Source organism: Sulfuracidifex metallicus DSM 6482 = JCM 9184 (assembly GCA_032834875.1).
Lineage (GTDB): Archaea > Thermoproteota > Thermoprotei_A > Sulfolobales > Sulfolobaceae > Sulfuracidifex > Sulfuracidifex metallicus.
In genome coordinates this window covers 939,563-952,472 of record CP135238.1, presented here as the reverse complement: position 1 = coordinate 952,472, position 12,910 = coordinate 939,563, and the positions used below count along the sequence as shown (strand labels likewise).

At 38.8% G+C, this 12,910-nt stretch carries 13 protein-coding genes and 1 pseudogene; 7 read left to right on the top strand and 7 right to left on the bottom strand.

The features are described 5' to 3' along the window. Window positions 1-144: 144 nt before the first annotated feature. From RQ359_RS05540 to RQ359_RS05530, 3 genes are all read left to right on the top strand, one after another. Window positions 145-765: a hypothetical protein gene (locus tag RQ359_RS05540; protein WP_054838609.1), complete on the top strand. Its 621-nt coding sequence runs from the start codon at window positions 145-147 to the stop codon at window positions 763-765. Continuing rightward, window positions 755-1,555 carry a hypothetical protein gene (locus RQ359_RS05535; RefSeq protein ID WP_156017550.1) on the top strand — a complete coding sequence of 267 codons (801 nt, stop codon included), beginning with the start codon at window positions 755-757 and terminating at the stop codon, window positions 1,553-1,555. The genes RQ359_RS05540 and RQ359_RS05535 overlap by 11 nt, the downstream gene beginning before the upstream one ends. A 236-nt stretch (window positions 1,556-1,791) precedes the next feature. Continuing rightward, a complete protein-coding gene (locus tag RQ359_RS05530; RefSeq protein WP_054838606.1) occupies window positions 1,792-2,556 on the top strand; it encodes an aldo/keto reductase in 765 nt (254 codons plus the stop codon). Window positions 2,557-2,689: 133 nt separating this feature from the next. Here the strand turns inward: RQ359_RS05530 and RQ359_RS05525 are convergent, their stop codons facing one another. The 3 genes from RQ359_RS05525 to RQ359_RS05515 are packed head-to-tail and all read right to left on the bottom strand — an operon-like array spanning window position 2,690 to window position 4,734. Next, complete coding sequence (locus tag RQ359_RS05525) at window positions 2,690-3,538, bottom strand: hypothetical protein (protein WP_054838605.1); 849 nt, start codon at window positions 3,536-3,538, stop codon at window positions 2,690-2,692. Window positions 3,539-3,584: 46 nt separating this feature from the next. Then, window positions 3,585-4,316 carry a P-loop NTPase gene (locus tag RQ359_RS05520; RefSeq protein WP_054838604.1) on the bottom strand — a complete coding sequence of 244 codons (732 nt, stop codon included), beginning with the start codon at window positions 4,314-4,316 and terminating at the stop codon, window positions 3,585-3,587. Continuing rightward, entirely contained in the window at window positions 4,291-4,734 is a 444-nt protein-coding gene (locus tag RQ359_RS05515) for a hydrogenase maturation nickel metallochaperone HypA/HybF (RefSeq protein WP_054838603.1), read from the bottom strand. Before RQ359_RS05515 ends, RQ359_RS05520 begins: the two co-directional genes overlap by 26 nt. Before the next feature lie 141 nt (window positions 4,735-4,875). Here RQ359_RS05515 and RQ359_RS05510 point away from each other — a divergent pair, with 141 nt between their 5' ends. After that, window positions 4,876-5,796, top strand: coding sequence for a hypothetical protein (locus tag RQ359_RS05510; protein WP_054838602.1), 921 nt, complete (start codon window positions 4,876-4,878; stop codon window positions 5,794-5,796). Between the two features lie 63 nt (window positions 5,797-5,859). Here the strand turns inward: RQ359_RS05510 and RQ359_RS05505 are convergent, their stop codons facing one another. Next, window positions 5,860-6,243: a hypothetical protein gene (locus RQ359_RS05505; protein ID WP_156017553.1), complete on the bottom strand. Its 384-nt coding sequence runs from the start codon at window positions 6,241-6,243 to the stop codon at window positions 5,860-5,862. A gap of 63 nt (window positions 6,244-6,306) precedes the next feature. Then, entirely contained in the window at window positions 6,307-7,830 is a 1,524-nt protein-coding gene (locus RQ359_RS05500) for a thermopsin family protease (protein WP_156017556.1), read from the bottom strand. A 240-nt stretch (window positions 7,831-8,070) separates the two neighbouring features. Here RQ359_RS05500 and RQ359_RS05495 point away from each other — a divergent pair, with 240 nt between their 5' ends. From RQ359_RS05495 to RQ359_RS05485, 3 genes are all read left to right on the top strand, one after another. Further along, window positions 8,071-8,511, top strand: a complete 441-nt coding sequence (locus RQ359_RS05495) for a MarR family winged helix-turn-helix transcriptional regulator (protein WP_256202020.1) — start codon at window positions 8,071-8,073, stop codon at window positions 8,509-8,511. 149 nt (window positions 8,512-8,660) lie between these two features. Next, the gene (locus RQ359_RS05490; RefSeq protein ID WP_054838598.1) at window positions 8,661-9,401 is read left to right on the top strand and encodes a hypothetical protein; all 741 of its coding nucleotides are present in this window, start codon (window positions 8,661-8,663) and stop codon (window positions 9,399-9,401) included. Between the two features lie 1,021 nt (window positions 9,402-10,422). Next, window positions 10,423-11,214 carry a DMT family transporter gene (locus tag RQ359_RS05485; RefSeq protein ID WP_240900195.1) on the top strand — a complete coding sequence of 264 codons (792 nt, stop codon included), beginning with the start codon at window positions 10,423-10,425 and terminating at the stop codon, window positions 11,212-11,214. Window positions 11,215-11,371: 157 nt separating this feature from the next. Here RQ359_RS05485 and RQ359_RS05480 read toward each other — a convergent pair. Continuing rightward, a pseudogene (locus RQ359_RS05480) lies at window positions 11,372-11,522 on the bottom strand (RNA-guided endonuclease InsQ/TnpB family protein); the annotation flags it as partial. Between the two features lie 82 nt (window positions 11,523-11,604). After that, on the bottom strand, window positions 11,605-12,876 hold the full coding sequence (locus RQ359_RS05475) for an outer membrane protein assembly factor BamB family protein (RefSeq protein ID WP_156017559.1): 1,272 nt from the start codon (window positions 12,874-12,876) through the stop codon (window positions 11,605-11,607). Window positions 12,877-12,910: the final 34 nt, after the last annotated feature.

The following is a 12,910-nucleotide window of genomic DNA, read 5'->3' as shown; positions in this document are numbered from 1 at the left end:
GGAAATTTTTTTAATACTTTTCTCTTTTTAAACACAAGGAATATCTGAGCCCTACCGTTAGAAAGTGCAATTAAATGATCTAATTAAGAAAGCTTAATAAAATAAATCAAAATATTTTTAAACTAAAGATTAAACTATTCTATAATGATGGTTCCTCACTTCAATAGGAGGGATCTGGAAGTCCTAGGAATATTCATTCAGATGATCCTATGTTCAGCATATAAAATATCTAAAATTACCAATATACCTCCTGCCTCTATATGGAGAATCTTGGTGAGGTTCTCCGCCTTAGGTTTGATAATCAAGGAGGAAAGAGGATTTAAGGTGACCCCTCGCGGGTTAGTTATAGCTTACCTCTTGATTGACAAAGATTACATCAGAGACAAGGTAGCTGAAAGGCTAAAGGAGGAATGGAAATATAAGGGTGATAAGGAGGAGTTGAAAGGTTTCCTAAACTCCTTACAAGCTTTCCTTGAAAAGAACAACATATCTCCGTTTTCTCTGTGCTACAGTGAACCTTTACATTTAGCTATATTGATGAACATGACTAACTGTGACGATGAAAACATCAACAAAGTCTTAGGAAGGTCTCTCCTTGAATGGTTCCCCACAGTTACTACCTCAAACGGATGTAAGGCTATATTAAGTTACAACTCCGAGGGAGAAGTATATGGACTTGCGGTGGACTGTAAGATCTCCGGAATCAAAGTGTTTCACAAATGCCCATTGCTAGATGAGGAGGTGAAAAGGTTAAATGCTAGATGATTTGCTGAGATTAGTTTACCCTATTGCCTTCACAACTTGTTCATTAAACCAAACCTTGGCGCCTTGTGGCGAAAGGGTTAAGTTAATAGCTACTTCTTTTTACGATGAGCATGAACGTGGAGATAAAGTCACCTTTTTCCCCCTTGTGAGACAAGTAAGAGAGGTTCGTGTTTACGATGGTTGTGGTAACGTTGAGAGCCCAGGAATTTTAGATGCCGAACGAAGAAGAGACCATAGCAAACTTCTGAGAGCTAGGACGATGAATCCGTTGATACCCAAGGCAGATCAAATAGAATATGACTACATGGAGGGCTATATGTCCTCTTTTGCCTTTGCGTATGGAAAGCCAAGGAAACGCTTGAAGGTTGAGAGCGGAATGATAGTTGGGATGGTGAACTATTTCGGTGGTTTAGGATACTTGGTTAAATGCAACCTCAAAATTATGAGAGGAATGAGCCTTACCTCAGATGATATAGAAAAAAAGGAAGAAGTCCTAAACAGAGCAGAGAGAATTTATCAAGAGCTCTCCCAGGAAGAAGTTCTTACAGAGGTCATTAGCGGAATGGGATTGAACGGTATAAAGACAGTTGAAGAGGAGATAGGAAGGAAGATTAAGGTCGAACAAGTTAAAGCTTACCCAATAGCAAAGGAAATGTTGAACGCAATGAAAAACCCTTTAGCCGGAGAATTCAACGCAATTACCATAGGACGTGAAAGAGAGGTTCAAAAATTCTTCGAAAGTTTTGAAAAGTTGGGCATTCCGTGTTACGTGTTAGGCAAGGTAATTTGATTTTGTTCTTAAAATAGTGTCAACAGATATTATTATAGCTATTTTTTATTTTCTCTTTTTAAAAAGCTTGGAAAAACTATGTATGTTAACCTAGTGAAAACTGAACTCCTTCCTATTTTTCCTTGATACATGAGATATATCTTAGAACTATAGCATTAAATCAAAGTAAGAATGTGAATATAAAAGTTAAAAAATTGATAATATGCTTAAAAGTTGAGTGAACAAATATAATCTTCATGGAAATCTGCGGTAAGAAGGTAAGCCGTATCGGTCTGGGAACGTGGAAAATTGGAGGAGGTTTCTGGACTCCTGACAAGTCAAGAGATAAGGAAAACTTGGAAATTATAAAGTATGCAATAGAAAAAGGAATTACCCTGATAGATACGGCAGAGATGTACGGAGGTGGGCACTCTGAGGAACTGGTAGGAGAAGCAGTAGGAAGATCGGAGGACGTTGTAATCATAACAAAAGTATGGCCTTCACACTTAAGGTATGAACAAGTGAAGAGATCAGCTCACGAGAGTCTGAAGCGTCTAAAAAGAGAGTACATTGATCTATATATGATACACTGGCCCAATCCTGAGGTGCCTTTACAGGAAACTGTAGGTGCAATGAAGGACTTGATGCAGGAAGGAATTGTGAAGTGTATAGGAGTTAGTAACTTCTCGGTGGATCTGCTTGAGGAAGCGTTAAAGCTAGCTAAAATTGAAGCCAACGAAATTGAGTACAATCCTCTTCATTTGGAGCCTGAAAGGGACGTTATTCCTTACTGTGAAAGTAAGGGAATTAAGGTAATCGCTTATTCACCCTTGGCTCAGGGTAGGATTTTGAGGGATCAGAGGCTTTTAGGCTTAGCTAAGAAGTATGGAAAAACCCCCGCTCAGATAGCCCTGAACTACGTTTCAATGAGGTCATTCCCAATTCCTAAGGCATCAAGGAAAGAACACGTAGACGAGATAGCTTCATCTTTGGACTTCCAACTCAAGGATGAGATCACGTGAAAACAAGATTTCATAGATCATGATGAATAAAAGAGCACCTCTGCAAAATACAGAAAGAAGTAAGAGAAAGAAGGGGAAAAGAACAAAAAGGACATAATAATAGAGAATTAAATAAGTAAGATGTTTGTAAAAATCAGGACTTCAACACTTGAGGATACATCTGGAAAGCTATGACGAAGAGGGAAGTCGTTTCCGTATTTACGTTACCGTAAGGTATCACGGTCCCGTTTTCATATGTATAGCACGTATAAAATCCTCCGTCTGGAGACTGTAGGTGTGACGCTATGGAATACATTGACTCAACGTCTTTAAGAAAACCCATGGCAAAACTTCTGTTGTAATTGTACATATATTTCCACGCTATGATCCCGAGGGCAACCTTATACGAAGAATAATAGCCATGAAAGGCTTCATCCACCATTCCATGACCGTCCCAGAAATCTTTCATTGTAGTAGCGAAAACATTAGTTGCGTTTTTATAATGATTTTCCATTAAATATATGGAATATAGAAAAGATAAGTCCGCATATTCATACCATGCTATTTCTGGATTCGAACTATTAATAAACGAAGTTTCGTATACGCTTTTATATAGCTTAACCACAGTAGCCCCGCGAAAATTCCACGAAAAATTATGAATTCCTAGAAGCACAAGGTAGGGACTTAATGTTAAGTTATTTGCTATGTTTTGTTTAACAGGATACGAAAGGCCTAGATATTTTATAGCTATTGATGCAAGCAAGTTATCGCTTTCCACGAAATATACATTAGAGTAAGGACATTCTTTGAAGAGTTTCAGCGTTGCGTTATACGTACTTAAATAATATTCTCTACTTAGAGAGAGTGACATAGGTGAGCTGAGAAAGATTGTGTCATTCTGACTCTGAAGATCTTTCTGACTGGCGTTAACTTGATAGACTAAAAATATTCCAGCTGAGATCAGAAATACGACCACTGCTCCTAATAATTGGCTCCTTTCCATGTATAGTTATTAGAACGCTGTATTTTAAATATAAAGTATTTATAGATCAGAGTGAGGTTGCAATTTTCTCTAAACTTTTCTTTAAGTCACCACGATAATCTTGAACTTTGCCCACAAATTCCTCTATAGAAGGATCTATTGGCATCTCAAACAACGGAATGCCATACCTCTCACTGAGGGACTTAGCTTCATCTATCCCTCCGAAGGGTCTCACGATCTTACCACAATTAAAATAGGACATGTTAACTACTAAAAAACCGTTAACTCTCCTTTCCTTCAAGTACCTAACAAGGTACTCAACAACTTTAATGGAAACCTTTGAAGGCGTTGTAACTATCAAGGAGGTAAAACGGTTCCCTGTGAGTCTCTCCAATGTAAGCAACTCTTCCCCTAGACCTGGAGGTAAGTCGAAGACTACAGTTTTGAAACCTTCCATGTTCACGTAAGCTACGAGGGACTCCATCACCTTTCCTACATTGTTCCCGGGAAGGAGTACGTAATTGTCCTTGACTACTCCACTTAGACTAATCAAGCCTATTCCACCCACGGAGAATGGCTCAAGCCCTCCTTTACCTACGTTGTGCATGGAATTAAACCCGAACAGTTTAGCAGTTGCCATGGTATGAACGTCCATGTCTATTAATAGGGTTCCCTTACCTATGGACAAAGCTAAGAGAGATGATATAACGCTCTTTCCAACTCCTCCCTTTGCACTCATTACTGCAATAACTTTTCTGCCCTTTAGTTTATCTTCAGCTAACTGTCTTAATGGTTCCATGACCCTTCACCTCAACTTCCTTTACCATTATGTCTTGGACTTCCACGACTAAGTCGTGGGATCCACACCTTAGACAAGATAAAAAGGATGGAGATAGAGCCGGCATTAGATGTAGAGGATATTCCTCCCCGAACTCCGACCTAATAGAGTCTAGCTGTTCCCTGACCTGATCCTCAGAGAAAGAATTACCGCAATTCCTGCACTTAAACGAGGCGGAAAGAAATTCAACTTCCAGGGTTGAGTTATTCAGCGGAGTCCCCTTCTTTATCTCGTTAAAGGCTTCCTTTAGAATGTCGACTTCCAGAAAGGTAAATGAGGGAATACCAACCTTCACCATCGTTATTTCCGAGAAGTTGTTTTCCCTAGCCCATGTCGATACAGTCCTTACAATTCCATCTGCAACAGACCATTCATGCATGATTAATGTTGGAATTCCAGTTTTAAAAACGTAGAGGATGACATATAAAATTAGCACAAGCGTTACCAGTGGTAAGCGGATTTCTCGACAAGAATAAATTTCACGTTTTATTTTTATGCCGTGTCTAGAAATTCATCATAGATGTACACTCTAGTCTACAGTCCTGACGAAAGGAAGGTGAAATTGACTTGTAACGGTTACCAGATTAACGAATCAGTACCCGAGATATTCTCTAGATGTTTTAACATAAAGAAGATAATCTGCGTTGACGATTCTATAGAGGGTTGTTTAAAGCCTGACTTGAGGGAAATCTACAACGAGGTACAGGCACCAGCAATTATCGTGATCCCAGATAACGGAAAGCTTTCTGCACTCATGATGAGCCTATCCTTTATGTTAGAATCCAAGGTATTCATCCTAGATCACGAAACTTTAAAAGAGTTTGACTTAACGTTTAAGAACGTCATAACCGCAATAAAGCTCATGGACGACAGGCTGCTGGGAAACTTATATCCTGAGCTCAGGCAAGCACTCTGGTACTTTAGAAATGGAATATCATTTCTTGCCATAAAGGAGCTGGAGAACTTGAAGAACTCCAACGATCCGTTAATAAGGCAAGTTATTTCCTCTCTGGGAATGCCTGAAGGTGATGACGTAAAGAAGGTGGAGTGGCTAATTTCCCAATATATGAGGGCAGGATATTACGACAAGGCCATTTCCCTTGGTAGAGAATTACCCATAGTGTATTGCATGGCTAAGAGGGGTTACGGTAAGCTTCAGTTCATTGAGGGAGACAAGAAGAGCGTTTATATGACTTGCAGAAGAGCTGTTAGGAAAGTGTTAAGGGAAGAGTATCCGGACTTTCTGGATTTGAGAAACTACATAATGCACACTGGACTTTCAGGCTCTTTCGACATTGAACTGAAGGATGGATACATTTACCTAGATGAGAAGAGGAAGAATATGATAAAGGAGGAAAACGTAAAGGATGTAGCAAGCCGCGTAGTCTCATTAGCTAAGGAAATTCACGCTAAGGCTGAGGAAATGATCTCGGGGGAGTAGAATTTGAAAATGTAGAAGTATGTGTATATATACATATATTTTCTTTTTATCATTATTCATGTGTCAATCTACATACTTAACACTGTAAGACAAAATCTCTCCGTCGTTAAGATTTAAGATTACTGTATAGTACTTACCGTTAATTAATTCTACGTTAAAGGTCGTGCACACTACTACCTTGCCGTTTCCAGGAAGTACTGAAACTGGCGACGAGTTATGATAAACTGATCCATTGACCTTTATGCAAGCTTGAGAAACTTTGGTGAAGTTGACGAACTGTAAATTAAGATAAACTCCGTGACTTGAGTAGTTAGGCGTTAGCTCCCCCTCAATTACCTTATAGGTGGGTTGAGTAACCTTCACGGGATGTACTATGGGGAGAGCTATTGCCAATGCCAAGACTACGACTAGAGCCACTAAGAATCCTTCTACAAGTTTCTTGTCCATGTACATCTTTATCACTTTCCATAATATTAAAACTTAGATTTGGAATAATTATAAAAACCAGTTTCACTTCCTTCTCCATAGATATACTAAAAGCGAAAGGGAAATCGCTAATATAGCCACAATAGCTAAGGCTTCCCTGACGTTGATGTCTCCCCTCACTAAGGTGCTAGTCTCGGGGAAGGATGTCACGTTTAATTTCTCGACGTGAAACAGATTTGGCAGGGGAAATGAAACTCCCTTAGGATGCAGATATGTCAAATGTGCTTCGCCTTCATATGTATAGGCTTCGCCGTATCCTAGATACACTACATAGATGTTTGAAACCGCCTCTTTGGTATCTTCCCCGAACGAATAGTAGCTTGGAAATGCTGAGTACCTGCTCCCGTTCAAATAAAGCAGAGCTATCCATCCACTATACTTTGTCATTGTTGTGGTTTCTCCATCTCCTCCTCCGCCTATTACCAGTTCAGCGTCATAAAACACGCCTGGATTCGTCATGTTACCAGGTGTGTACTTGTTACCGTTAACTGAGAAGAATCCCTTTCCATTTCCCAAGTCATAGTTTGAGAACCAAATGAACTTTCCTGAGGTTAGGTTAATGAAGCCGAACTTCAGCATTGAGTCATCTCCCTCCTGGGAAACGTTCATGATTATGTATGATTCCAAAGGAAGTACATACTGTCTTACGTTTGTTGAGTTAGTGTATATCAACTGATCCTCCCCATTAGTCAGGTTGAATACATCTGCTGAAAGGTAATATGACTCATTTTCTGTATAGAGCACCAGAACGTCTTGCACGAAGTAGTCCTGATCGTCTTTGATCACTACGCCGTTAAGCTGAAAAGAGACGGAGGACGGATCAACTAATCTTTGTGATTGATTTAGTGCAGACACGTAAGTTATGTTAAGGTAACCTAAAAGAGATGTAGTGTTTATTTCATACGTAGTGACGTTGCCTGATTGATTAAGTATCCCGTACGAGGCTAATCCAATTGGCATGGAACTCGAAGTGAAAATGTAAGGGTTCACGTAGAAAGGCGAAATCGAATAGCTGACGCAAACTTCCTCTGAGTAATTGTTAAGGTTCTGGACAATCACTTCGTAATTTCCCGGATTAAGATGTGTCTGGTTTTGAACCCAAGTTCTGTTGTGGGAAATTGAAATTAAGAGTGAATAATTATATAAATAGGAGCTAAAGGTACTATTTCCTACTATCCTTATTGTGAAATTGAAAGGAGATCCCTTGGAATAAGGAAGAAGCTGTTGAATTATCTCGTGCTTTGGCGGTATGTCGAAAAGGGCTCCCGAGGGTTTAAACTCCTTATAAGAGAGATTATATTTGCTATCGTTTGAGAGAAATGTGTAATTTCCCTTATTTAGAAGAATTAAAGAAGACGAGTTAGGTTTCATTCTAAGTAAGGTATGATTTCCAAGCACCAAGCAACCGTAACCGCTGTCATTTGAAGCGAATGAAAGGGAAACTACCTCGGGTGACTCAACGATAATATATCTAGGATCGTAAGAGTAACCAGTGGTCAGAAGCAACGGAATTAAAAGTAACGTCATTATGGAAACTGCTTTAATCATCAATGAAAAACAACTGAATACGAATTAATTCTTTTTGGAATTAGTAGAAATCTTTATATATAATAAGACATCTCAGTTCTTCCATTAAGCAAGGAACAATAAAGTATATATAATGCCACTATACCCCTCTCGTTTATAACTTTAATTAATTTGAATTCTTTTCTAATGAAACCGATATACTATCTGTTGAAGTTCTATTTATGACCTCAGAGTTAATAACTTCAACAGTTAAGTGTTATTGTGAACGTAAGCAACAACGTCGACATAACCTTGATGAGTTCCATAGCAAAAATACACAGAGCATTTCAGAGAGAGCTTAACAGAAGATTAGGTTCGTTAAATATCACTTACCTTGATTTTCTCATATTGAAGGCTACAATGGAAGGCGAAACTACAATGGCTAAGTTAGCCAAGAGGTTCTTTGTGACGCAATCCGCAATTACAGCTGCTGTGGACAGATTAGAGGAAATGAAACTGGTTTGCAGAGGACGTTCAAGCGACGATAGGAGGATAATCACAGTAAAGATAACCGACGACGGAGTTAAGGTATTTGAAGAGGGAATGACAATTTACAAGAGCCTAGCTGAGGATATCTTGAGGGATTTCAATGACAAAGAAAACTTGCTGAAATTTCTCATACAGCTTCTAGAGAGATTGGAAACGTTTGAGATAAAACAATGAATAGAAAGAGAGGGAGGGTATAAATTTTCTTTATATAAATATAACTATATAAGTCAAGCTACTATTTAACAATCTATATTAACTCGTTTCCATATCTATTAATAGAAAAGGTTAAATAGAATATTGACGAGTTTCAATTTGATATAGAAATGACCTACACGTATAGCTTTTCCACTGGCTTAACGCGATGCGCAGTGGAGGAGCTTTTAACCGACGTGATCAGGTTATCAGGAGTTTTGGGACACTTTATGGTTCTCATGGCATACGATAGGGAGTCAGGAAAGTTAGTTCACGTAGGAAGGGTGAACGATTTCCCTGGTAAGTATTTAATAGGTTTCATAGTGCCAGAGAACGAGGAAATCGACGTGGTAAAGGGATACTTGGAAGGACCTGAAATCGGACAAGACTACATTGAGTATAGGCTAGTCGTAAATGATCATTTAGGTCACATAAGATTTACCATGGATTCAGATGAGGATACACTACTAACAGTAGACGTGGAATTGCCCCAGGAACTAAAGGTAACCTTTAAAGACATAGATGATATGGAGGAACATATAATCAAGGATCACTTTTTCCCATACATGGAAAAGTTCAGGAACAGAAGTATATACCAGACTCCGTTCTTTACTCTTAAATTGAACGGAAAACTGAAGGATGTAATAGAGAAGGTAATGTCAATGGGAGGTAAAAAATTACTGAAAACTAGGATTAACGAAAACGTGGTGAAGATCTTCATTGATGACGGAAAGGTAGACTTTTGCCTAATATATGGAAAAAAGGTAGCAATGGGAAACGAGGCGTTAAAAGAGGTGCTTGAAACCGATAATGTAATTGACGCCACTGTTTACTCAATACCGGTAGAAGAAATGGTCATGATAATGATTTAGAACGTCTTAAGACTTAACAGTTTTCCCACTTTTCCTCCTCACAATTTTATAATATAAAATATTTTTCAATTAAGCGACCATGAAAACTACGCCTTAGCCTAGCTATAGTTTAACGTTAAATATTTCATATACGAATTTCTTTATACAAAACAACTATGCTGCTAAAATTTATCTAATGACTATATCTTTTTGCTCTTTGCTAGAGTGGTTTACTCCATCACTCCCGAAATACACGCAATAGTTCAATCAAACCACGTTTCCTTGGATGATGTTGAAATCGTATTTTCATTATCATCTATGGGTGGGCAATAGTTGGATTAACGTGGGATTTTTAGCTTCACCATCAAAATACTTCTGAGATTGGTAGGATTTACAATAACTGGGATGAGTTTAGACGAGTATCAAAAAGAAAGGATCAAATTAATATTCGCCAGAATGAGACTATATAAACTGCGATTTTAGTTGCCACAATATCCTCAGTTTTTTCTAATGCATTACCATTAATTTATGCCATTATAATGATTACATATTCATTTTTGTCTATTTCGGGGTTGTTCTCTTGGTAGGATCTCAACTCAAGGGATAATTAAAATTTCTTTGAAAAAGGAAGAGAAACTCTTTCAATGTATATGTGCTGACTTCATCGCTTAGAAGAACTTTTCAGCTTTCATAATGAAAATATCTCTCCTTCAAGATACTTTATTAAAATATGATTATTCCATTTTCATTTTTCTTTGCTAGATGTTTTCATTAACTTTTCTTACCCTTAACTCAGAACCGATTTCTCCTTTGATAACCTAGTGATAACCTAGACTCTCTTTCCTCTCCCGTTTCCAGAGGTCTAACTTTAGAAGTGGCTTTTTTCCTACTTTTAAAAGATGCTACAGTGAAAAGTAAAAAAGAGGAAGTCATAAAATCTGATCCTGTAAATTTACTGTTCAATGCCCACATATATCCCGAGACATAACACAACAAGGCTGGGTGTTGAAAGCTGAACACTGAACGATTAAAATACTTCATATTGTTAATTTTGGGTGGTGCCTCATTCGGCACTGCCTCCATTTTCATAAAGGAAAGCCAACTTACGCCCGCAGCTATAACTTTCCTCAGGTTCGCCGTAGCTGGATTCATCTTGTCTAAGGGAAGGTTCGTCCACGAGCTTAAATTAAAGGAATATCTCGTGTTGGGTGGCCTATTATCTCTCCACATGTTTACCTTCGTTGAAGGGGTCTATCATACTACCATCATAGATGCTACAGTCCTGGTTTCTACGTCTCCCTTCTTCGTTGTAATTCTTTCATTTTTAGGTAAATACAGCACAACACGTAGGGACTTAATTGCAGTCACCATAGGTTTCCTAGGCGTAGTTCTAATTAACTCCCCCCTAGATGAGGGAGATATATTGGGTAATCTGATATCCGTATTTTCAGCATTTACTATTGCATTATATACGTTAAAGTTAAGCAAAATCGCTGTCAGGGACCCGCTAGGAAGTACGGCGTGGATTTACTTGACCTCCGCTCTATTTTCCTTCCCTTTTTTCCTCCTGGAAGGAATTGGAAGGATAGATTTAGTCTCGATATTATCTTTAATAGGGCTCATATTTTTACCTACTTTGATAGGTCACACTTCAATAGTTGTAGCATCAGGAAAGGTTAAGCCTCAACATATAGAAACTATAGGCCTTCTTGAACCAGTTGTTGCCACAGCACTTTCTATACCGCTTTTCGGAGAGATCCCAACCCCATTGGAGTTACTTGGTTCAACGCTGATAATTTCTTCTATCATAGTTGTCATAAGAAGCGAAGAATAGAATAGAAAACAAGGTAAAATGTAGTAAAAGAAGGAATATATATAAAGGAATATATATAGATGATATAGAAAAGAGATATAATTTCGATAATTTACGATGAAAAAGAAATGTTAAGACTTAGCATAACAGACCAAGACATGGAGTGAACTACCCCCGCCCTAAAGGACGGGGCTTCCTGCTTCACGAGGCTTGCCAAGGGTAGAGGTCTCAGCTCCACAGGCACTGTCATTCCGACCCCTACTCAGGATGTTGAGGGAAGCGTTGTAGTCACGTCTGCAGTCCAAACCACAGGAAGGACAGACAAAAATAGGATAAAGCAAGAAAAGAAAAGAGAAAAAAAGAGGATAAAAGTGATACAAATGATGCTAAAAATAAATTTCTAACATCCGTCTAAATCACCTTATCTAGCGGTATTGATTCTACTACTCCGTTTACACCCCAGATGATTATTCCGCTTTCCGTCAACATAGGCTCGCCAGGTCCGGGTATCACGTCGGTCTTTACTACGTTTAGGACTTTACCTTGTAGGTTTATAACATAAAGGTATCCTGACTGATTGAGGATAAAGAGCAAGTTTCCTCCAACTGCGGGGTTATCAATGTCAGGACCCGTTTTCACCTTCCATTCCACGTGTCCGTTTGAGTAGTTTACGGCGTAAAGATAAGGAGTTCCTGGCGACGATATCAACGCTAAACCATTTACAACTGTTGCTGGAGGACTCTCCAAGTTGGGAGGAACGTCCCCATCACCTTCATTAAGGCACCAGACTATTTCTCCGTTGTTAAAGTTTATTCCGACCTCCTTATAATCTAAGGTATAGTTGTTTACCTTGTACGTAAAACCGGTTATCACTATTCCGTTATAGAAAGAAGGTGAGGAGTCGTCCAATCCCCCGGTGGCGTTAAGAGTAACGTTCCATATCACATGACCGTTGCTTGCATTTATGTCATAGAAATCGTAAGGACTTGCTCCTCCGAAAATAACTTGACCGTTAACCAACAAAGGAGAAGACATGCTTACATAAGATGAAATTTGACTGACCCATACCGTTTCCCCTGTCATCAGATTGACGGAACATACATATCCTCCTCCCGTAGCAGTTATTACATTTCCGTCAAAGAACACCGGTGTTGGCATTGCTTCTCCCTTGGTAAGATGAGTCCATAATATCTTACCTTGTTCGTTGAGAGCAACAAGCTCATTTAAACCCGGTCCTCTGAATGACGAGTTTACGAACATATTGTTACCCAATCCCACAACTATTATTCCATCAACAACTATTGGCTGAGTCATTATCATGTTTGGGAAAGTCTTGCTCCAGACTATTTTACCTGAGTCTGCGTTAACTGCGTAAATTCCTCCTACACAAGCGTTCATATCAAGGGAATTATTGACTATCTCCCCACTTGTTGTGAAAAGTATCAAGTTCTTTCCGACCAAAGAAGTAGGGGTAACTATCACGCCTCCTGGCAAGGTAATGTTAAAGGGAGCAGAATATATTTGCCCACGATATTGATGATCGGGCCCACCCTCAAACATATAAACTTCCGTATAGAAATCTCTCTTTCCAGATATTTCAGAGGTGTTAGAGAATAGAAACGCCACAGTAGAGATAAAAATCAATGTAAGTGCACTAAAAACTATAAAATCCTTTTTAAACATAAAGCTAGAAACTTTCATCAGTTTAAAAAATTAT

Bases quoted from the DNA above. Each gene is read 5' to 3' on its own strand.
- RQ359_RS05540 (WP_054838609.1), top strand. From the start codon at position 145: ATGATGGTTCCTCACTTCAATAGGAGGGATCTGGAAGTCCTAGGAATA.
- RQ359_RS05535 (WP_156017550.1), top strand. From the start codon at position 755: ATGCTAGATGATTTGCTGAGATTAGTTTACCCTATTGCCTTCACAACT.
- RQ359_RS05530 (WP_054838606.1), top strand. From the start codon at position 1,792: ATGGAAATCTGCGGTAAGAAGGTAAGCCGTATCGGTCTGGGAACGTGG.
- RQ359_RS05525 (WP_054838605.1), bottom strand. From the start codon at position 3,538: ATGGAAAGGAGCCAATTATTAGGAGCAGTGGTCGTATTTCTGATCTCA.
- RQ359_RS05520 (WP_054838604.1), bottom strand. From the start codon at position 4,316: ATGGAACCATTAAGACAGTTAGCTGAAGATAAACTAAAGGGCAGAAAA.
- RQ359_RS05515 (WP_054838603.1), bottom strand. From the start codon at position 4,734: ATGCATGAATGGTCTGTTGCAGATGGAATTGTAAGGACTGTATCGACA.
- RQ359_RS05510 (WP_054838602.1), top strand. From the start codon at position 4,876: ATGTACACTCTAGTCTACAGTCCTGACGAAAGGAAGGTGAAATTGACT.
- RQ359_RS05505 (WP_156017553.1), bottom strand. From the start codon at position 6,243: ATGGACAAGAAACTTGTAGAAGGATTCTTAGTGGCTCTAGTCGTAGTC.
- RQ359_RS05500 (WP_156017556.1), bottom strand. From the start codon at position 7,830: ATGATTAAAGCAGTTTCCATAATGACGTTACTTTTAATTCCGTTGCTT.
- RQ359_RS05490 (WP_054838598.1), top strand. From the start codon at position 8,661: ATGACCTACACGTATAGCTTTTCCACTGGCTTAACGCGATGCGCAGTG.
- RQ359_RS05475 (WP_156017559.1), bottom strand. From the start codon at position 12,876: ATGTTTAAAAAGGATTTTATAGTTTTTAGTGCACTTACATTGATTTTT.